Below are 19,444 nucleotides of genomic sequence, written 5' to 3' on the forward strand. Positions count from 1 at the left end.
TTCGACTAAATTATGAAAGCAACGAAAACTGAAAGAGAAAATTTTAAAGGGGTTTGGAATATATTGAAAGCTACCTTTAACGGATTTATCGACCATAAGTTGACAAAGTTGAGTGGTTCATTGGCATATTATACGGTCTTTTCCATGGCTCCGCTGTTAGTCGTAGTGATCTCTCTTTGTGGTATCTTCCTAGGTCAAGAAGCTGCTCAAGGTCAAATTTATGCGCAGCTCGCAGGCTTTATGGGTAAAGAAACGGCTTTACAGTTACAGCAAATCGTTGCAAATGCAGCCTTAGGGGAGAAAGATACTGTGGCCTTTACCATAGGATTAATAACACTCTTAATCGGGGCAACTACTGTTTTTGCTGATATACAAGATTCCATAAATACGATTTGGGGCCTCAAGCCTAAACCTAAGAGAGGATGGTTAAAAATGCTGCAAAATAGGTTTCTTTCTTTTTCTGTTATTATCAGTCTTGGATTTATCTTACTGGTATCTTTAGCCATCACTACTATTCTGGATGGTTTTAACGCTCGACTTCAAGCCAGGTTTTCTGAGGTTTCTGTCGTCGTTTTTTATATATTAAATCAATTGCTCACCCTGGGGGTCATCTCCCTGATTTTTGCGGTGATTTTTAGAGTACTCCCAGATGCTAGGATTAAATGGAGAGATGTGTTATTTGGCTCAGTGGTGACCGCAATTCTATTCATGCTGGGGAAATTCGGAATTTCTCTATACATCGGACAGAGCGATGTTGGCAGTACTTACGGAGCGGCGGGTTCATTGGTCATCTTATTGTTATGGACCTATTATTCAGCTATAATTTTGTTTGTCGGTGCTGAATTTACTAAAGCCTATGCAGTTGCTTATGGTTCAGAAATTCACCCATCACAATATGCAGTAACCACCAAGGAAATTGAAGTGGAAACGGGGAATAATTCCATTCAGGAAAATGCAGAAGTACCTAAATAAATCACTTCATATTGATGGTCTAAGCATCTTATTGTTAAATATGATGAAACTACCTAAGTAATACTAAAACAAACAAATTACTGGAATGTTATTTATTTTAGTCCAGACGGCTAAGCAGTAATAACTATCCGGAAAATAGGGCGCATTTAAAATGTTTAAATTTTTATAGGTCTTAATCATGATACAGGTCATTCTAGTTGAGGATCATAATGTGGTAAGAAACGGCATAAAGTTATTACTGGAAACGGATAGTAATATAAATATCGTTACCGAGGCTGCTCATGGCAAACAAGCGTTAGTCTACTTAAATGCGGGCGGACCTGCCGATATCATTTTGACAGATATTAATATGCCTGAGATGGATGGGATATCTTTACTGAAAGAAGTTAAAAGAACTTGCCCAACTGTTAAAATCATCATACTTTCTATGCATGACAATGAATTGTACATCAAACAGGCCTTTCATAACGGGGCATCAGGTTATTTATTGAAAAGTGTCAGCATGAATGAGTTAATTTTTGCAATTAAACACATTCATAGTGGAGGCAAATATTTAGGGACGGAGCTGACCATGAATCTTTTAAATAGTATGCCTTCAGGCCGTTTCAACTTTGCAGAGAAGCAACGCCTAAAAATTGAATTTTCTACAAGGGAAGCGGAAGTCCTGCAATTCATCGCTGAAGGGATGACGAACCTGGAGATGGCCGATAGATTGTTCGTTAGTAAAAGAACAATAGAGGGGTATAGACAAGCAATGATTGAAAAGAGTGGGGTTCGAAATACCGCCGCTTTAATTAAATATGCAGTTGTAAATGGAATCTTAAACGCAAGCTGATAAGAGGGCCTTTAATGCCATTGATTTTTATGGGTCATTCTCATGTGCTGAAGGAACATACGTTCCCTATGCTTTTTTTTGGCCGCTTTTTTGGAGCGTTGCACCAAATTCCAGAATAATAACGAAATCATCATCAATCCGATTCCATAGGCTACCTCAGGATTATTAAGGACCACTCCTACAAAATAGCATGCAGCAAAAATGAAGACAGTAAGCATGATGTAAATCCCGATTTTCATAGTGTAAAGATATTAAGAATTCATCTGCATTGATCAGAATTTATCCACATTTTAGGAGCCAGCGTTAATTTAATGTCATTCAATACGTTGCATCTTTCCTGCCGACTCTTTGAAAAAAAGTACGATGTTCTGAAGTCTTGCTGAAAACTTAAATCGTTGAAACAGTTCGGGAAATGCAGTAGGATAGCACCTCGAAAATTTTAGCCTTGAAGGTTGATGATTTTTATAGTAATGTGATCCTTTAGCCCGTTGTAGAATTTTTGAAGCACTTTTTCGAAGATCGGATCGGCACCTGGAACTGCTGAAAATAGCGTCATGCTGGATTTTAATTTTAAATCATCAGGACTGGCAAAAATCCGATGTGCATCGTTAGTTTCCAATTCAAGAAGCGTCTGACACAATAATAGTAGTCTTGGTCCTAAGACCCGATGATGAAGATACTCAGCAGCCTCCGCTAAATCTGCAATTGCATATTGTTTACTGGTTTCAGTGTAACCTAAACCCTGGATTTGCGGAAAAATATACCACATCCAATCACTTTGCTTTTTTCCCGCTTTTAATTCATTTAGTGCGGTCTGATAAGCTGATTTTTGAGCAGTAAGGAATCTTTCAAGGTTGTGTGACTTCATATTGGTAGCGTTAATAAGGCAACAGAAAATGGTTTACCTAATGTAGTAGTTTATTCATAATAAGAGAAGTATATTGTATAAATATTAACTGGATCTAAAATTCTGATACCACTACATCAGCATCGGGATTCACCTTTGTCCGGTGCATATTTCCCCAATCTGACATCGCTTTGAGCATGGGTTTCATACTTAAACCGAGTTCGGTAAGCTCATATTCTACCCTTGGCGGTACTATCGGGTAAACCGTCCGCTTCACCACCTGATCAGCTTCCAGTTCCCGCAATTGGGAAACCAGCATCCGCTCCGAAATTTGGTCTATAGAGTTTTTCAGATCACTATATCGCATCGTTTTGTGCATGAGCCTGCAAAGTATAGCGGGCTTCCATCGGCCCCCTAATACCGATAAGGAGTAAGCCATACCGCAGCTGTCATTGATCTGTTTTTCATTAATAGCGTTCGTAGAAGTTTCCTTTCTCATTTCTTACCTTTTTGTTAGTACCTGACAATTTAGTGTTTACCAACAAAAATAGGAATTAGTCTCTACTTTTGAATTGTAATTAATCAAAAACAATATGAGACGTTTAGAAAATAAGTTAGCATTTGTCACTGGTGGCGGCCGTGGAATGGGTGCAGATATCAGCAGAAGACTTGCCGCAGAAGGCGCACGCGTAGTCTTAACCTATTCAAAATCTAAGGAAAAAGCGGAAGCGGTAGCCGCAGAAATTAATGCAAACGGTGGCCAGGCAAGCACTGTTAATGCAGACAATAATGATCCAAAAGCGTTAACCAGCGCGATCCAAAATACCATCGAATCATTAGGGCCGATTGATATCCTGGTGAACAACGCAGGAATCTATATCGGTAAAGAATTTGAATCACATACGCTGGAAGATTATGAAGAAATTATGGGCATTAATGTTCGTGCGGTATATGTAGCAGCACTCGCTGTAGCGGCTCAAATGCCAAACAATGGTCGGATCATTTCCATTGGCAGCAATATGGCCGAAAATTCACTCAGTCCTCAAACCACTTTATACACGATGAGTAAAGCCGCATTGGCCGGTTTTACACGGGGACTAGCCAGAGACCTGGGTGCGAAAGGCATTACAGTCAACCTTGTTCAGCCAGGCCCAATTCATACCGAAATGAATCCTTCAGATACCGATCTGGCTGATTTCCTGAGGAGCCGTATGGCGCTTTCTGAATATGGAACCGGAGACGATATTGCCGGCCTGGTTGCCTACCTGGCCAGTGAAGAAGGAAAGTACATCACAGGCACTGCCATCACTATTGATGGTGGCCTAAATGCTTAGATTAAAAATGAGGATGTTCTTATATAGTACATCCTCATTTTTTAAGCCTGTTCCTTCCAATGATTGAGTTCTTCATTAATGAAGTAATGAACAAGATCCCTGTACATTTTTTCAATTACATCCGGGTTAAGATCCTCCATTTCTGCCCAACGCCTTCTTTCTAAAAGCATGGAAGCAAATCTTTCCGGTGCTTTAACTGCTGCTTCATCTGTCTTGAATTTAGCAGCAGATTTTACATATTGATACCGTTTGCCGATCATGCTGATGATTTGCTGATCTATCAGGTCTATTTCAATTGGTTATACTTCCTCTTTTGAAATCCATTTACCAACAGCTGGAGCTTCATAATTTGTCATTTTATGAAGTAAATCATCGATGTGATCACTGATTAATAACATCTGCTGATTGACAGGTTTCAGAAATCCTTTCTTGACCATGGTCTCTACTAATGCTAAAAGTTCATCGTAAAAGCCGTTGATGTTTAAAATTGCAATTGGCTTTTTATGAAGACCAAGCTGCGCCCAGGTCAGCATTTCAAACAACTCCTCTAAGGTGCCGAACCCACCGGGTAAAGCAATCACTCCGTCGCTAAGCTCATTCATTTTGGTTTTTCGCTCATGCATGGTTTCTACCAGAATTAATTCTGTTAGCCCCTGGTGAGCAATCTCTTTGTTTTGCAGAAAACGGGGAAGTACGCCTATGACTGTCCCCTTATTCTCGATTGCGCCATCTGCAACAGTGCCCATTAATCCAACATTTGCTCCGCCATAAACTAAGCCAATATTTCTTGCCGCCAAAGTTCTGCCCAATAAATAGGCTTGTGTTTCAAATTCCTGTTCAGTCCCAAAACTAGAGCCACAAAATACAGTTATCCTTTTCATATAAAGGTGAATTTAAGAAAAGTTATGATTAATCCATAGGGAGGCCGCTGAGGTTAAAATCAGCGAGAATAACAAAGTTTAGAGTTTAAAAAAGATCATAATGATTCCAAGATGTTTTAAGGATACCCTTAGGTGCTTTAAAGCATTCGTAATCTGATTTTCGACCGTTCTTTTAGAGATCGAGAGTCGGTTTGCGATTTCATCATTGGAAAGGTGTTCCTCTCTGCTGAGCAGGAAAATCTCTTTACAGCGCTGAGGCAATTCTTCCAGATAGGTGTTGATCCTAATTTCAAGTTCATTGCAATTGAGGTGTTCTTCGGCAGCATTCCGCGTGGAACTTTCCGGTATGCCGATGTAATTCTCTACATATTTAAGGTCTATTACCTTCACCCGCTTTTCCCTTTTATAAACATGGTAACGAGCGGAGCTGGTTAAGTAAGCTTTTATAGAAAGTATATCTAGATTTTGTCTTTTATTCCAAATATTTAAGAAGATGTCATGCGTAATTTCAGCACAGACCTCCGCATCTTTAATATAGTGATAAGAGGTGCTGTAAACAGCAGACCAATATCGCTCAAAAATAATATTAAAAGCTTTCAGCTCATTATTCTTGATGGCGACCCATAATTCTTCATCACTGAGTTTTTTTGCGTTCATACTTGGTGAAATAAAGCTAGTATAATAATCAACTTAAAAAAACTATTAATTTATTTTCGAAGGTATGTGTGTGCCAGGCTGAATCGGGCTCTCTATCTATAACCAATTATAAACTTAAACCTATGTTCATGGAAAAACATGAATACGTATTGCTTTTTGAAAAGCATTTAGCGGGTAAAACTAGTCCGGAAGAGGAGCAATTGCTAAAAGATCATCAGGACGACTTTGACCTTCGGGAATTTCCATGGGAGGAGTCTGCCATGGGCAGCAAAACCGAAATAAAGCAAGCATTATACAGAAAGCTGCAAAAGGACATCCATCCAACTGTCACAAAACCATTGTATTATAAGCGCTGGACTGTGGCTGCTGCCATATTGATCATTTGTTCGCTGGGGCTATATTACACCAAAGTACAGCAAAAAGCGGCGGTAGGAGCACCGTTGGCAAGCCGGATCACTGCAGGTGGTCATAAAGCTGTGCTGACGCTTTCTGATGGTTCTGAAGTTACGTTGAATGATACCGGTACTCTTGATCCGATTAAGGATGGCCTGGCCACTATATCCAATAATAATGAAGGAATATTAGTATATCATCCGGTTGCCAGAGCTAGTGCTGGTCAAGCGGAAAACCCAATGAATACGATCAGCATACCACGCGGCGGACAGTATCAGGTGGTTTTACCAGATGGCACAAAGGTATGGCTGAATGCGGCCTCTTCCTTAAGTTTTCCAACTGATTTCTCAGGGTTGGAACGACGTGTTCAGCTAAAAGGAGAAGCCTATTTTGAAGTGGCAAAAAACACGAAAATGCCCTTTAAAGTTGAGGTAAAAGGGATGAGTGTGAAAGTACTGGGCACTCATTTTAATGTGATGGCTTATGATGATGAACAGCAAATAAATACGACCCTGCTGGAAGGCTCGGTAGAGGTTGCCAGTAGCAAAAAGGTACAAATATTGAAGCCCGGTGAGCAAGCTACCTTAAAGAAATCAGATGGGACTATGAATGTGAATGCGGTAAATACTGCAGAATTCCTGGCCTGGAAGAATGGTAGTTTTATGTTCACAGACGAAAATATCGAAACCATTATGCGCAAAATCGCACGTTGGTATGACGTGGAAGTGATTTACAAAGGAAACCTTTCTGATAAAGTTTTTGCAGGCTCTATTTCTAAAGAGGAGGACATTTCCGAGGTCTTAAAGATGCTGGAATTAACCGGTACCATTCATTTTAAAGTTGAAGGAAGGAGGGTCATCGTAATGCCTTAGCCTAATTAATAAGGTTTAACGGTAACAACCGGAAGCGTTTGCGGCGCTCCCGGAATAAATCCGAGCTAAACCCTTTCAAAAAAGATACCGATATCTAATTGTTGATTTAACCCAAATATTCAAATGTATGAATTTTTACTTTCTGTTTAGGTACAGGATACGACCCTGTATTTTACCAAAAATAATGCTAGCGATGAAGCTAACTATCATTCTAATGATCACTTCGTTAACGAGTCTGTACGCAGCTGGTTATGCTCAAACTGTAAGTATTAACGAAAAAAATGCCCAGCTGAGTGCCATTTTAAAGGATATTAAGAAACAGACAGGGTACAACTTTTTGTACAATACAAAAATGATGGCTGAAGCAAACCCAGTTCAGGTATCATTTAAGGACCTGCCCTTAGAACAGGCGTTGAAGGTTATATTTGACCATCAGCCCCTGACATTTCTGATCAATAAAAACAATGTAATTGTGAAAAGAAAACCCGAACAGCTGCTGCTGGTTCAGGAATTGATTACGGTTGAAGGAAAAGTTGTGGACGAAAATAAACAGCCATTACCTGGTGTGACCATAAAATTAAAGGGTACTAAAACTGGGGCAATGACCAGTCCTGATGGCAGTTATTCTCTGAAAATACCAAAAGATGGCACATTGGTCTTTAGCTATATGGGCTATGCTGTTCAGGAAGTAAAAGTGAATGGAAGAACCCGCATCGACCTCACTATGACTGCTGATCATCGGGATTTAGACCAGGTGGTGGTAGTGGGTTATGGAACTCAAAAACGTTCAAGTGTAACCGGAGCTATTGACCAGGTGAAAGCCAGTCAGATTGAAGACCGGCCAGTTGGTAACCTTACACAGGCCCTTCAGGGAACATCTCCAAGTCTTGTGATCCAGCAGCGAAGCATGAATCCCAACGACAATGCGATGAATATCAACCTGAGAGGGGTGAGTACAATGGGCAACAACTCGCCGCTTTTGGTCATTGATGGAATGGTGAGCGAAGATATCAGTAACCTGAATGACCTGAATCCAGATGATGTGGAGAGCATTTCCATCTTAAAAGATGCAGGAAGTTCGGCCATTTATGGATCGCGTTCCGCTAATGGAGTGATTCTGGTGACCACAAAACAAGGTAAATTAGGCATGAAACCACTCCTGAAATTTAGTACCATCATCGGATCTCAGAATCCTGAGGTATTGATTACCCCATTAAAAGGATATCAGAATGCCTTACTCCGGAATGACTCTTACATAAATGTAGGTCAGAATCCGGTCTATTCTTCAGCCGAAATTACAGCACTCGCCACAGGAGACAGCGAATATGGTTTAAATGCGATCTTAAAAAATGGGCTTCAGCAAAATCATAATTTAAGTCTGCAGGGTGGATCTACCAATACGGCGTACATGATCTCCCTGGGATATTATGATCAGGAAAGTAATTTTAAAGGTCCGGACTTTGGGCTAAAACGTTATAACCTTCGCTCTAACATTACTACAGAAATTGGAAGGCTAAAATTGACCACCATCATGTGGTACGATAGAACTGAGGGTAAAGCCTTTCAAGGTAGTACAGGCTTCCTGATTGCCGATGCTTCACGTATTCCGGTTTACAATACCTATAAACTAAAAGACGAAAACGGAAGGTATTATAACAATGACAAAATGAATGGAAATCCATTGGCTTCATTAGAGCATGGAGGTTATACAAATTCCTATAACGACCATTTTCAAGGGAGTTTAAATGGCGAACTCCAAATTATTGATGGCCTGAAAGCAAAAGGATTGATCGGGCTTGATCTTCGTCCGGAATCACGTTTAATCAGACGCTTTTACTGGCCAATTTATAACTATCTGGGAGGCGATACCCCGGTAAACGAGAATAGTTCAAAAGACTACAGCATTGAAGATTATAGCGCTAAGTCAACTTTGTTTAATACCCAGGCAATGCTGGATTATACGAAAACATTTGGAAAATTACACCACGTTTCGCTGCTGGCCGGTTATTCCAATGAATCTTACAGACAGGTGCGTCAGGAACTAAAAAGAACTTTTGTGGATCCGGTACTTGGCATCCCCATCGAGGGAACAAAGATTGATGAAGCAGGGAGTTACAATACACCTGGTGGCACCGTTGAAAGAAGCATTTACTCTTATTTTGGCCGCGCCAGCTATAATTTTGCAGACAAATATTATGCGGAAGGAAATTTCCGATATGATGGTTCTTCGAAGTTTTTAAAAGAAAACCGCTGGGGATTTTTTCCATCCCTGTCACTGGGATGGCGCATCACTGAAGAGCATTTCTTTGACTTCTGGAAAAATAAAGTAGGTGACTTGAAGATCCGGGGTTCTTATGGATCACTTGGGAATCAAAATGTAGATGATTATCAGACTTTTACTACCTATGATATTTATCAGAATCAATATGGATTTAATAACGTAGCAGTACCAGGAACAGGCTATACCTTCGGCAATCCAGATTTGAAATGGGAAACTACTACTTCATTTAACATCGGAGCAGATGCTTCGTTCTTAAAAGGAAGCCTGACCGCCAGTTTTGACTATTTTCATAAAACCACCAAAGATATCTTGCTGAAGCCTCAAACTCCACTCACCTTAGGTGGTGCTGTACCAAAGGCGAATTTGGGTGAAATGGCCAATCAAGGTTGGGAACTGACCATCAATTATAATTTAAACCATAACGGCTTCCATCATTCATTTGGATTTAATGTTGGAGATTCCTGGAATAAAGTGATCAAATTTGAAGGATTCGAGCAAATTGATAAATCAGATGAAATTGAACGCATCATTCGGGTAGGTTTACCATTGTATAGTTATTATGGCTATAAAACTGATGGTCTCTTCCAAAATCAGGAGGATGTTAAAAACTCTGCGCTTCCTATTGGCATCTTACCACAGCCTGGAGATATCAAATACAAGGATAGAAATGGAGATGGGATTATTGACGATAACGATCGTTATGTCCTGGGCCATGCTTTTCCACGTTTAACTTTCGGGTTTAATTATGGATTGCAGTGGGCTCGATTCGATTTAAATATGTTATGGCAAGGTGTCGGAAAACGCGATATGGCATTAAGAGGAGAAACCATTGAGCCATTTCACAGCAACTATTCCACTGTGATGTTTGAACATCAGCTGGATTATTGGACCCCTGCAAATCCTGATGCCAAATGGCCGAGACTGACACCACAAAACAATTCCTCTACCACGAATAATTATGGCAAAGGTTCTGATTTTCACATATTCGACGGCTCTTATCTGCGTTTGAAAAACATTCAGATCGGTTATACCCTCCCTAAAACTTTAACCTCTAGAATTGGCATGAGCAAGCTGCGCGTTTTTCTGAACGGACAGAACCTGCTTACTTTCAGTAAAAATGGATTTGTGGATCCGGAATCCAGCGAATTTGGCGGAAATATGAATGCGAACGGTGCAAACAGCGCAAGGAACTACCCCTTGCTGAAATATATAGGCGGTGGCTTTAATGTTGAATTTTAATGGACAATCTATAAAGGAATCATGACAAAGAAATTTATAATATATGGCCATCTTACAATGTTGGTGGTGGGCTTGTTTATTTCTGGCTGTGTTAAGCTAGATGTAAAGCCAACAAATAAGTTTACCGATGAAACGTATTGGACCTCGGAAGACAAAGCCAATTCGGCTTTAAATATGGCATACCGACAAATGTTTAGCAGTGATTATTTCATTTCTAATGAAGTATTGAGTGATAACGTTTATTACGGATATGGTTCATCCAATGAAAAATTAATCGCTACCGGACTTGCTGATGCCTCAAATGGGCGTTTTGAAAGCGAATGGGGCGCTGCTTATGGCGGCATTAAAACCTGTCATACTTTTTTAGCAAATGTGGATCGGGTAACCACGATGACGGATGCCATCAAACAAAAAAGAAAGGCAGAAATTCGTTTCATTCGCGCCTCTCTTTTTCTGGAATTAACCACCTGGTACGGCGATGTCCCTCATTTTACGGTCGACATTACCGCTGAGCAGGCTAAAACTATCAAACGGAAGCCTCAGGCGGAAATCATGGCCTGGATCCATCAGGAGCTGGAGGAAGTCGCTGCAATTTTACCAAGTAATACCGAATATGCCGCAGCAGATAATGGACGAATTACCAGAGGTGCTGCTGTGGCTTTGAATGCCCGTGCTTACTTGTATGAGAACAATTGGGCTAAAGTGGCAGAGTATAGCGAAAAGTTAATCAGTAGTACCGCAAATGGTGTTTATAGTTTGTTCCCAAATTATGAAGAGCAGTTCTGGGTAAAGAATGAATACAATTCCGAGCAAATTCTGAGCCTTCAATATGTTCCGGATCTCAGAACCTGGGGAAATCTGGTAGACTATGTCCCGATGTCGGCGAGTGCCAGACTCAATGCTGCGGCACCCACTCAAGGGCTAGTGGATAGCTACCTGATGAAAAATGGTAAAAAATGGACCAAAAATGATCCGGATTATGCAAACCGGGATCCGCGCATGGGAGCCACCATTGTTTACGATGGTTCCATCTGGAAAGACAGGTCTGGTAATAATTATAGTATTGTGATCCATCCTGATGGTACCGTACCTGCAGGTAAAATATCTGACCAGTACAAAGAAGGTTCCATCAGCAGTGCTACCGGTTATTATTACCGCAAGTTTGCTGATCCAAATGCGTCATCCTATGTGAGCGGAAGCTGGAATTCCAGTTTAAACCTTCCTCTGATTCGTTTTGCAGATGTGCTGCTCATGTATGCAGAAGCGACAAATGAACTGGGGAAAATGAACAGTACAGTTTGGAGCCAAACCATTAGGCCAATCAGACAAAGAGCTGGTTTTGACAATACTGCTGAAGCACTCGATATTCCCAGTACTGATCAAAATGTGCTGCGTGAGGTAATCAGAAACGAACGCCGCTGTGAATTGGCTCTGGAAGGTCTTCGGGCCTTTGACATTCGTCGCTGGAAAACAGCAGAAATAGTACTGGCTCAACCTGCGCGCGGTGCCAAGTTTGATAAATCCAGCGGTCAGTACGATTACATCAAGCTCCCTGCAGGAAACTTTAGCCGCAACCGTGATTATTTGTGGGCAGTGCCAAGAAAAGAGCTGCTGCTCAATCCAAACTTATTACAGAACCCAGGATATTAACCCTTAACAAGAAACAAAATGAAAATAAATATATTATCAACGGCCTGCTGTTTAATTGTACTGCTCTCCATTTTTGGTTGCAAAAAAGATAAAGAATTTAAGGATGTTCAAATCACCGAAGTGAGTACACTTTACTCACCGGATGATGGCAAGAAGATGTCATTGTCTAGTTCTGGGAGTTTATATTTTGAATGGGAGAAAGCAACCGCACTAGACAATGGTGTGGTTTATTATGACGTGATCTTTGATAAGGAAAATGGAGATTTCTCTAAACCCATTTATTCCATTCCTTCAGACAACCTCGGAATAGCTACAGGTTTAGCCGTCTCGCATAAAGTGATGAATACAATAGGGCGATTGGCTGGAATTGAGTCCTCGGAACAAGGAACAATTAAATGGACCGTGGTGTCTTCCAGAGGAATTTCGAAAGTAACCTCCAAGCAAATCCGAAAATTAACCTTCACCAGATTCGGTGGTATTGACGCGCCAGATGCTTTATATCTGACAGGAGAGGGTACGGAAGGCGGAACAGACCTAGCGCTGGCATTGGCTGTAAAAGCACTGCCTGGTGGCGATGAATTTGAAGTGTACACTAAATTGCTGGCAGGAAAAAAATACAAGTTTGTGGATTCCAGGACAAATGTGACCCGAACTTTCTCTGTCGATAAGACTGCACTTAAAGAAATCGCAGAAGGCGCAACCGTGGCGAAGGACGGAATCTACAAGATTACCCTCAACTTTGCAGTAGGAAATGTGTCGTTTCAGGAAATCAGTAACCTGGATTTCTATATGTGCACGCCGAAGAAAAGAACCAATTTAACCTATCAGGGCAAAGGCGTATGGAAGGCCGCGAATTTGGTGCCTGATTTCATTTCAGGAGGTTTTGGTGATGACAGGTACTTCTTCTTCATGACAATTAATGGGGTAGAAAGGAAAATAGGAAGTCGAAATGAAGACAATATACCGCCAACAGTGAAAACAGGTTCGTATTTCAATACCTATTTCTATCCCGATGATAACAATCAATGGAGGTATTCTTTCAAGTTCCCTAACCGATCAGTAACAAAATGTAATGTAGTACTTTCTCTAAGCGCTGATTTAGCTGATTATTCACATGAAATTGTCTATTAATAAAATGGAAAGAAATATGAAAAAGATTTTGTTGGCTCCTTTTATAGTACTGATATTAAGTGCTTGCGGGAAAATAAATGATGAATATATAGATCGGAATGCAAAAAAAGCAGTGAACTGGACTACTGCTGCAGATAGCAGCAGCCTCACCCTCGCTACCATTTACTGGAACGCCAGTAACCATCATTTTAACAATGATAACCTGGGCAATTTTCATCGCAATGATTACTGGCCGGAAGCACATGGACTGGATGTGTTTGTAGAGGCTTATAAAAGGACGAATAATACGCTGTATAAGCAGCGCATCTATGATTTCTATGAAGGCGTGAAAGCTAAAAACTATGGATCATTCTATAACAATTATTATGATGATATGGGCTGGCATGGAATGGCGCATATGCGTGCATTAGCGGCAACCGGCGACCTTCGTTATGAGCAATCTTCCAAAGACCTTTGGAAGTGGATTACCGATGGCTGGGATGATGCAGATGGGGGAGGTATTCCATGGAATCATGAAAGCAGAAACGGTAAGGGATTACCTTCAAACGGGCCGGCTGCAATTATTGCGGCACTGAGATGGCAGAAATATGGGGAAGCTGAAGTGGTGAATGGACACAATAACCTGGTTTGGCTGACCAAGATTTACACTTTCATAAAGGACAATTGTGTGGTGCAGCAATCAGGAAGGGTGTATGAAAAGTTTGATGATTTTAAAGGCGATTTTACTTACGATGCTGCAACCTATATCGGTGCCGCCGTAGAGTTTTATAAAATCACCGGAAACAAGGTTTACCTGAACGATGCGATTAAGAGTGCAGACTGGGCGACCAGCACACTTGTGAACTCCAATAATAAAGTGCTCAGTGATTGGGCAGAACAGGAAGACCATGATGTGAACCTGTTTAAGGGGATTTTTATCCGCTATTTTACAGAACTGATCCGCACAAAAGATCTACCTGAAATGACCCGTAAGCGGTACATCAATTTCCTCAAGAATAGTGGGCAGGTTTTATGGAATGAGGGAACAGCAAAAACTCCTGTGGTGTTATTTGGATATAAATGGTGGCAGGCCCCAATCGCAGGAAAGGCCGGTTTAAGAGCTCAGTTGAGCGGTTCCATGTTGATGGAGTCCTTGGCATTGCTTAAAAAGGAGGGATATCTTGACTAGAAAATTAAAACAAATGAACAACTCCTCACTTATAAAATTAAGCAGCTTGATGATTGCCTGCTCCTTATTCATGACTTCATCTACTGCAATCGGGCAGTCCGCAAAATATGAGGCCAACTGGGCCTCATTAGATAGCAGACCGCTTCCTGCCTGGTTTGAAGATGCCAAATTTGGCATCTTCATCCATTGGGGACCTTATTCTGTGCCTGCATGGGCCCCAAAAGGCATGTATTCAGAATGGTACCAATACTGGCTTAATAATAATGACAAGGCAGTAAATGAACACCACAATACGGTTTACGGCAAAGATTTTTCCTATTATAACTTTGGTGATCTGTTCAAAGCGGAAGGATATCATCCTGAAGATTGGGCAAAACTGATCGCAGCAGCAGGTGCGAAATATGTAGTGCTGACTTCCAAACACCATGATGGCTTTCCTTTATGGCCAAATAAAGAAGCTTCCAAAGCTTTTTCCAGGCCATGGAACAGTATAGAGACAGGACCAAAAAAAGACCTGGCAGGAGCCTTTGCGGCGGCGATAAGAAAAACCGATATGAAAATGGGTTTCTACTATTCTTTATTTGAATGGTACAATCCACTCTGGCTAAAAGATAAAAAACGCTTTGTTGATGAACATCTTTTTCCTCAGGTCAAAGATTTGGTAACGAAGTATAAACCTGATATTTTATGGGCCGATGGAGAGTGGGAAATGTCGGATAAGGATTGGAAATCGGAAGAATTACTCGCCTGGCTTTATAACGAATCTCCAGTTAAAGATCAGGTGATCGTAAACGACAGATGGGGCAAAGATACACGCAAAAAACATGGCGGTTATTATACCACTGAATATGCTGCGGACTTTGAAGCCGACAAGCCCTGGGAGGAATGCCGTGGCATGGGCTTTTCTTTTGGTTTCAATAAAAATGAGGACCTCCAGGACTACAATTCTGCACAGACTTTAATCCTGATGCTGGTTAATATTGTGAGCAGCGGAGGGAACCTGCTGTTGGATATCGGACCAGATGCAAATGGTAAAATTCCAGCAATTATGCAGGAACGGCTGCTCCAGATCGGTGCCTGGATGAAGCTGAATGGGGAAGCCATTTATGGGACAAGGAAATGGAAAAATACTTTCCAGTGGTCTGCAGGAAAAACAGATTGGAAACCCAAAAAAGAAGGGACGGAAAGTGGTACCTATATCCTTAAACAAACGGTAGATCCAGATCCTGGTTATGCCGTTAAGGAAGCTTTTTTTACAAGTAAAGGGAATGACCTTTATGCCATCCTTCCAAAACTGCCTGTAGGTAGATTTTTATTAAAAGGCCTGAATGCGAAGGGCAATACAAAGGTTCAATTGCTTGGGTCTGATAAAGTGATGAAATGGCGTAATGTATCTGCCGGACTGGAGTTAACCATACCTGCATTTTATACCACTGAACTTGCCGAACAACCCGCTTATACCATTCGTATCAGCAATGTCAATTAAAAATAATCTTTGACCTGTATACGAAATAAAAAAGAGGATGTACCATTTTTTAATGGTACATCCTTAAACCTTTTTATGTTCGAAATTGTTATGGATTCATGGCTTCTGCCAGCTCAGGAGATGAGTTTGAATTTCTGTTTCACTAACTCTTTCGTATTATGGAACATCAATGGCCAATGCTTTCTTATGAAAAGGGAAAATCTACCTATGAAACACTGCAACTATGGTCGCAGATTGTGGGTAAGATAAAACTTGCAGTCCTGCCTTGGGTAAACCATTCCTGGCACATTACTTTACACATTACTGTTACCGGCTTAACCACCCAATCCATGAGGTTTGATGATCGGGATTTTCAGATAGATTTTGATTTTATAGCACACCTGTTAAAAATCACGACCAGCAAAGGAGAATACAGGCAATTTGACCTGCATGGGATCTCTGTCGCTGACTTTTACAATAAAATATTTGCCTTATTAAATGAGCTGAAAATCAACGTAGTGATTAATTCTATGCCTGTAGAACTTGCTCATCCCATTCCTTTTGAATTAGATACAATACATGCCAGCTATAAGGACGAAGAGGTGACTGCTTTTCATCAGGCTTTACTAAATATACAAAGTGTTTTTATGAAGTTTAGAGCTGAATTTAAAGGAAAATGCAGCCCAATTCATTTCTTTTGGGGGAGTTTTGATTTAGCACTATCGCTTTTTTCTGGTGCCGAAGCGCCAAAACACCCCGGAGGAGTACCTGGTATGCCCAATTGGGTAGCAGAGGATGCCTATTGCAAAGAGGTAAGTAGCTTTGGCTTTTGGACTGGTGGAGAAGACTTGAAGGAAGCCGTATTTTATTGTTATTTATACCCCGAACCAGAAGGATATAAAAGCGGAAAAATTAAACCCAGTGAAGCCTATTACCACCATAAATTAGGTGAATTTATTTTGCCTTATTCAGCTGTACAGCAGGCTGTAAATCCTGGTGATAAATTGCTCGAATTTTTAAGGAGTGCTTACAGTATTGGTGCTGATTTAGCCAAATGGGATAGAAGTAAACTGGAGTATTAATACTCGGTGAAAACTTCATCACCGGATGGTCAGTACTGTAAAAGTTACCCCGTCGTTTTCCATAACATGTGCCATCATCAGGCCTATTTCCCCGCTGCCTCAACCCCAGGGTTTTACAACTCATCTGGTAAGCATAGCAAAATTACCAAGCCGGATATTGAAGAGCCAAATTATTAATGCTAAAGGCGTAACAATCGATAAGATAGCTCATCAAATCGTCACCTTTAAATCAATTATTTCATGATGAAACATAAGCTTTTTATTCCATTATTCCTTGTCGCAGCATTTATCTCTCAGGGCAAATCCGCACAGGCTCAGGACACCGTAAGGAGAACAGTAGAAATAGGTAAACTGGACTCTTTGAATTCCACCATATTAAAAGAAAAAAGACGGATAGAGGTGTTTGTTCCTAAAAACGATCAGCCAGGGAGCAATACTAAGTATGATGTACTTTATGTGCTGGATGGTGGCAATTGGAATACGGGCTTAATCAGCAAGATTCAGGGATTTCTGGAAGGGGAGAAATATATGCCGCCGACTATTATAGTCAGCATATTAGGTATTGATCGGAACAAGGACCTGACGCCAACCCACATCGATGGCTGGAAGACATCAGGTGGGGCCACGCAATTCCTTGGCTTTATTAAAGATGAACTGATTCCTTACATCAATCAAAAATATCCTGCTAATGGTGACAATGCAATATGGGGACATTCATTAGGTGGGCTGTTTGTGGTCAATGCCCTGCTGGTAGAACCAAAAACTTTCAAGTCTTATATTGCCGTCGACCCGAGTTTATGGTGGGATAATAATTATATACAAAAAATCGCCTCTCTTAAATTAGCAGCGTTGCAGGATCCTGCTGTTACCTTGTTTATGAGCGGAAGGGAAGGAAAGGAAGGGGAGACGATGAAGATTGATGCGATGGATTCCTTGCTTAAAAAGTGGGCTCCTGCTGGTTTAACCTGGAAAAGTATTCGATATCCTGAGGAAACACACAGCTCCGTAAGGTTTAAAAGTACCTATGATGGCTTAAAGTTTTCTTATGGATGGCAAGACAATGAGATCAATTTTCATCCGATGAATGGCATCGTGCTGAAAAACAAACCAGTTGCCGTTTGGTATTTTGGAGATACCACAAGAGTTAGATACACTACAGATGGAACCAACCCTACATTGGGGTCTGCAAAAATACAGTCTGACATCATTATCAACGATGGTGCTAAAATTACCGTTAAGCAGTTTACCAATCGGGCACGTTATGATCAGGTTAAAACGGGTAATTTTACAAAAGGAAAAATATTAACCCCTATATCAAAACCAAAGAACTTACAGCCAGGTGGCTTTCATTATGATTATTATGAAGGGGATTTTAATAAAGCTGAGGACCTTAAAAATAAAAGCCCGCAAAAATCAGGGCTAACAAATGCTGATTTTGAAGTGGAGAAATTACCACGTAAAAATAACTTTGCCCTAATAATTGAGGGAGTAATGGAAACAAAAGAAGAAGGTTATTATGGATTTGTTCTTGAAGCCGACAAAGGTTCAAAATTATACCTTAACGATCAGCTGTTGATCCAATGGGAAGACCATACCAAACGGAACTCCCCATACTCTTATATATTGCCATTAACCAAAGGGTTTTATAAGCTTCGATTAGAATATCTACATCAGAATAAAGATGCTAAATTAAAGCTAAACTATCTTCCTCCAAGTCTTATGTCTACTAAAAAAGCCCTTCCAATTCCTTTCGATCTACAATTTGGAACCCTTAAATAGGCAAGCCAGCTAATTTACTGGTCATCTAAGTGTTGGGCTGGTTTGAACCTGATTTATTAAGTTGTTTTGCTAGAACTCTTTGCTAAATTTTAATTAATTTAGTGAGCAAGCCAAATTAATTATGCCTTACATTCTTAATGTTCCTTACGAGGATAAAGACGAAGCCAAAGAGCTCGGTGCTTTTTGGGCTGCAGCAATAAAAAAATGGGTAATTCCAGATCATATTAAAGACCTCAACCGCTTTCAGAAATGGATTTCGGCAGAGCCTTATAGCTGTATCGTTAGGAAGCCCTATTTGCTGGCTTTGTCTACCAGGGAATGCTGGAAATGCGCTAAAGAAATTCCAGTAGTTGCACCGGGAGCAGTAAATTACTACTACCTGAACTATGCGGACGAAAATAATCCTGATGACAATGATTTAATCTGGGTAAAAGGGGATGCACCTACTTTGTTTTCAGATGTGGAGCATCTGGATCAATCCGTGCTGGTGTATTTAAATGAACATTACCCTTTTTATAAATATACATACTCCAAGTTTATTAGTTCTTCTTACTGGGCTAACAACTGTAAATATTGTGGGGTATTGCAGGGCGATAATTTCCTGCATGAGGAACCAGGAGGTTCTTTTTGTCCAACAATATACGATCCTGTGGACCTGAAGATTATTTCATTTGATCTGGAGTATGATCACATTATCCGTGGTTCTTATGGTGGTTCACAGACGGAGGATATGGATTTTTCAGCTTTTCTAAAGTAACAGGGGGAAATTTTAAAGATAAATGCTAGTGGATGATCCATCCGGATCGTTAATCCATATCAAATTAAAGAGATAAAGCTGGATTTGTTTACTAAAATTTT

At 40.6% G+C, this 19,444-nt stretch carries 18 protein-coding genes; 12 read left to right on the forward strand and 6 right to left on the reverse strand.

Annotated elements, in window-relative coordinates; all coding sequences use genetic code 11:
* Positions 1-12: 12 nt before the first annotated feature.
* The gene (locus tag K7X70_RS16750) at positions 13-972 is read left to right on the forward strand and encodes a YihY/virulence factor BrkB family protein (protein WP_222538127.1); all 960 of its coding nucleotides are present in this window, start codon (positions 13-15) and stop codon (positions 970-972) included.
* 178 nt (positions 973-1,150) lie between these two features.
* Complete coding sequence (locus tag K7X70_RS16755) at positions 1,151-1,807, forward strand: response regulator transcription factor (protein ID WP_222538128.1); 657 nt, start codon at positions 1,151-1,153, stop codon at positions 1,805-1,807.
* 11 nt (positions 1,808-1,818) lie between these two features.
* On the opposite strand, the gene K7X70_RS16760 is transcribed toward K7X70_RS16755, so the two are convergent.
* The 3 genes from K7X70_RS16760 to K7X70_RS16770 all read right to left on the reverse strand — a co-directional run bounded on the left by K7X70_RS16760 (position 1,819) and on the right by K7X70_RS16770 (position 3,153).
* Positions 1,819-2,046, reverse strand: a complete 228-nt coding sequence (locus tag K7X70_RS16760; RefSeq protein ID WP_222538129.1) for a hypothetical protein — start codon at positions 2,044-2,046, stop codon at positions 1,819-1,821.
* Between the two features lie 200 nt (positions 2,047-2,246).
* Positions 2,247-2,675: a DUF1810 domain-containing protein gene (locus tag K7X70_RS16765; protein WP_222538130.1), complete on the reverse strand. Its 429-nt coding sequence runs from the start codon at positions 2,673-2,675 to the stop codon at positions 2,247-2,249.
* Between the two features lie 94 nt (positions 2,676-2,769).
* The gene (locus tag K7X70_RS16770) at positions 2,770-3,153 is read right to left on the reverse strand and encodes a winged helix-turn-helix transcriptional regulator (RefSeq protein ID WP_222538131.1); all 384 of its coding nucleotides are present in this window, start codon (positions 3,151-3,153) and stop codon (positions 2,770-2,772) included.
* Positions 3,154-3,247: 94 nt separating this feature from the next.
* Between K7X70_RS16770 and K7X70_RS16775 the strand changes: the two genes are divergently transcribed.
* Positions 3,248-3,988 carry an SDR family NAD(P)-dependent oxidoreductase gene (locus K7X70_RS16775; RefSeq protein ID WP_222538132.1) on the forward strand — a complete coding sequence of 247 codons (741 nt, stop codon included), beginning with the start codon at positions 3,248-3,250 and terminating at the stop codon, positions 3,986-3,988.
* Positions 3,989-4,029: 41 nt separating this feature from the next.
* Here the strand turns inward: K7X70_RS16775 and K7X70_RS16780 are convergent, their stop codons facing one another.
* The 3 genes from K7X70_RS16780 to K7X70_RS16790 all read right to left on the reverse strand — a co-directional run bounded on the left by K7X70_RS16780 (position 4,030) and on the right by K7X70_RS16790 (position 5,526).
* Complete coding sequence (locus K7X70_RS16780) at positions 4,030-4,284, reverse strand: chorismate mutase (protein WP_368388865.1); 255 nt, start codon at positions 4,282-4,284, stop codon at positions 4,030-4,032.
* A gap of 3 nt (positions 4,285-4,287) precedes the next feature.
* Positions 4,288-4,869 carry an LOG family protein gene (locus tag K7X70_RS16785; RefSeq protein ID WP_222538134.1) on the reverse strand — a complete coding sequence of 194 codons (582 nt, stop codon included), beginning with the start codon at positions 4,867-4,869 and terminating at the stop codon, positions 4,288-4,290.
* Positions 4,870-4,947: 78 nt separating this feature from the next.
* Positions 4,948-5,526, reverse strand: coding sequence for a sigma-70 family RNA polymerase sigma factor (locus K7X70_RS16790; RefSeq protein WP_222538135.1), 579 nt, complete (start codon positions 5,524-5,526; stop codon positions 4,948-4,950).
* A gap of 128 nt (positions 5,527-5,654) precedes the next feature.
* Here K7X70_RS16790 and K7X70_RS16795 point away from each other — a divergent pair, with 128 nt between their 5' ends.
* The 9 genes from K7X70_RS16795 to K7X70_RS16835 all read left to right on the forward strand — a co-directional run bounded on the left by K7X70_RS16795 (position 5,655) and on the right by K7X70_RS16835 (position 19,343).
* A complete protein-coding gene (locus K7X70_RS16795) occupies positions 5,655-6,791 on the forward strand; it encodes a FecR family protein (protein ID WP_222538136.1) in 1,137 nt (378 codons plus the stop codon).
* Positions 6,792-7,005: 214 nt separating this feature from the next.
* Positions 7,006-10,311: a TonB-dependent receptor gene (locus tag K7X70_RS16800; protein WP_255607332.1), complete on the forward strand. Its 3,306-nt coding sequence runs from the start codon at positions 7,006-7,008 to the stop codon at positions 10,309-10,311.
* Between the two features lie 21 nt (positions 10,312-10,332).
* Complete coding sequence (locus tag K7X70_RS16805; protein WP_222538138.1) at positions 10,333-11,961, forward strand: RagB/SusD family nutrient uptake outer membrane protein; 1,629 nt, start codon at positions 10,333-10,335, stop codon at positions 11,959-11,961.
* Positions 11,962-11,979: 18 nt separating this feature from the next.
* Entirely contained in the window at positions 11,980-13,092 is a 1,113-nt protein-coding gene (locus tag K7X70_RS16810; RefSeq protein ID WP_222538139.1) for a SusE domain-containing protein, read from the forward strand.
* A gap of 16 nt (positions 13,093-13,108) precedes the next feature.
* Positions 13,109-14,260: a glycoside hydrolase family 76 protein gene (locus K7X70_RS16815; protein WP_222538140.1), complete on the forward strand. Its 1,152-nt coding sequence runs from the start codon at positions 13,109-13,111 to the stop codon at positions 14,258-14,260.
* Entirely contained in the window at positions 14,253-15,746 is a 1,494-nt protein-coding gene (locus tag K7X70_RS16820; RefSeq protein WP_222538141.1) for an alpha-L-fucosidase, read from the forward strand. The genes K7X70_RS16815 and K7X70_RS16820 overlap by 8 nt, the downstream gene beginning before the upstream one ends.
* Before the next feature lie 158 nt (positions 15,747-15,904).
* Positions 15,905-16,807, forward strand: coding sequence for a DUF5996 family protein (locus tag K7X70_RS16825; protein WP_222538142.1), 903 nt, complete (start codon positions 15,905-15,907; stop codon positions 16,805-16,807).
* Between the two features lie 240 nt (positions 16,808-17,047).
* The gene (locus tag K7X70_RS16830; RefSeq protein ID WP_222538143.1) at positions 17,048-18,586 is read left to right on the forward strand and encodes an alpha/beta hydrolase-fold protein; all 1,539 of its coding nucleotides are present in this window, start codon (positions 17,048-17,050) and stop codon (positions 18,584-18,586) included.
* A 121-nt stretch (positions 18,587-18,707) separates the two neighbouring features.
* Complete coding sequence (locus K7X70_RS16835; RefSeq protein WP_222538144.1) at positions 18,708-19,343, forward strand: DUF5710 domain-containing protein; 636 nt, start codon at positions 18,708-18,710, stop codon at positions 19,341-19,343.
* Positions 19,344-19,444: the final 101 nt, after the last annotated feature.

The organism is Pedobacter polysacchareus, assembly GCF_019802255.1.
GTDB classification, from domain to species: Bacteria; Bacteroidota; Bacteroidia; order Sphingobacteriales; family Sphingobacteriaceae; genus Pedobacter; species Pedobacter polysacchareus.

Excerpts from the sequence above, each read along its gene's own strand:
- K7X70_RS16750 (WP_222538127.1), top strand. The coding sequence starts at position 13 with ATGAAAGCAACGAAAACTGAAAGAGAAAATTTTAAAGGGGTTTGGAAT.
- K7X70_RS16755 (WP_222538128.1), top strand. The coding sequence starts at position 1,151 with ATGATACAGGTCATTCTAGTTGAGGATCATAATGTGGTAAGAAACGGC.
- K7X70_RS16760 (WP_222538129.1), bottom strand. The coding sequence starts at position 2,046 with ATGAAAATCGGGATTTACATCATGCTTACTGTCTTCATTTTTGCTGCA.
- K7X70_RS16765 (WP_222538130.1), bottom strand. The coding sequence starts at position 2,675 with ATGAAGTCACACAACCTTGAAAGATTCCTTACTGCTCAAAAATCAGCT.
- K7X70_RS16770 (WP_222538131.1), bottom strand. The coding sequence starts at position 3,153 with ATGAGAAAGGAAACTTCTACGAACGCTATTAATGAAAAACAGATCAAT.
- K7X70_RS16775 (WP_222538132.1), top strand. The coding sequence starts at position 3,248 with ATGAGACGTTTAGAAAATAAGTTAGCATTTGTCACTGGTGGCGGCCGT.
- K7X70_RS16785 (WP_222538134.1), bottom strand. The coding sequence starts at position 4,869 with ATGAAAAGGATAACTGTATTTTGTGGCTCTAGTTTTGGGACTGAACAG.
- K7X70_RS16790 (WP_222538135.1), bottom strand. The coding sequence starts at position 5,526 with ATGAACGCAAAAAAACTCAGTGATGAAGAATTATGGGTCGCCATCAAG.
- K7X70_RS16795 (WP_222538136.1), top strand. The coding sequence starts at position 5,655 with ATGGAAAAACATGAATACGTATTGCTTTTTGAAAAGCATTTAGCGGGT.
- K7X70_RS16800 (WP_255607332.1), top strand. The coding sequence starts at position 7,006 with ATGATCACTTCGTTAACGAGTCTGTACGCAGCTGGTTATGCTCAAACT.
- K7X70_RS16805 (WP_222538138.1), top strand. The coding sequence starts at position 10,333 with ATGACAAAGAAATTTATAATATATGGCCATCTTACAATGTTGGTGGTG.
- K7X70_RS16810 (WP_222538139.1), top strand. The coding sequence starts at position 11,980 with ATGAAAATAAATATATTATCAACGGCCTGCTGTTTAATTGTACTGCTC.
- K7X70_RS16815 (WP_222538140.1), top strand. The coding sequence starts at position 13,109 with ATGAAAAAGATTTTGTTGGCTCCTTTTATAGTACTGATATTAAGTGCT.
- K7X70_RS16825 (WP_222538142.1), top strand. The coding sequence starts at position 15,905 with ATGGAACATCAATGGCCAATGCTTTCTTATGAAAAGGGAAAATCTACC.
- K7X70_RS16830 (WP_222538143.1), top strand. The coding sequence starts at position 17,048 with ATGATGAAACATAAGCTTTTTATTCCATTATTCCTTGTCGCAGCATTT.
- K7X70_RS16835 (WP_222538144.1), top strand. The coding sequence starts at position 18,708 with ATGCCTTACATTCTTAATGTTCCTTACGAGGATAAAGACGAAGCCAAA.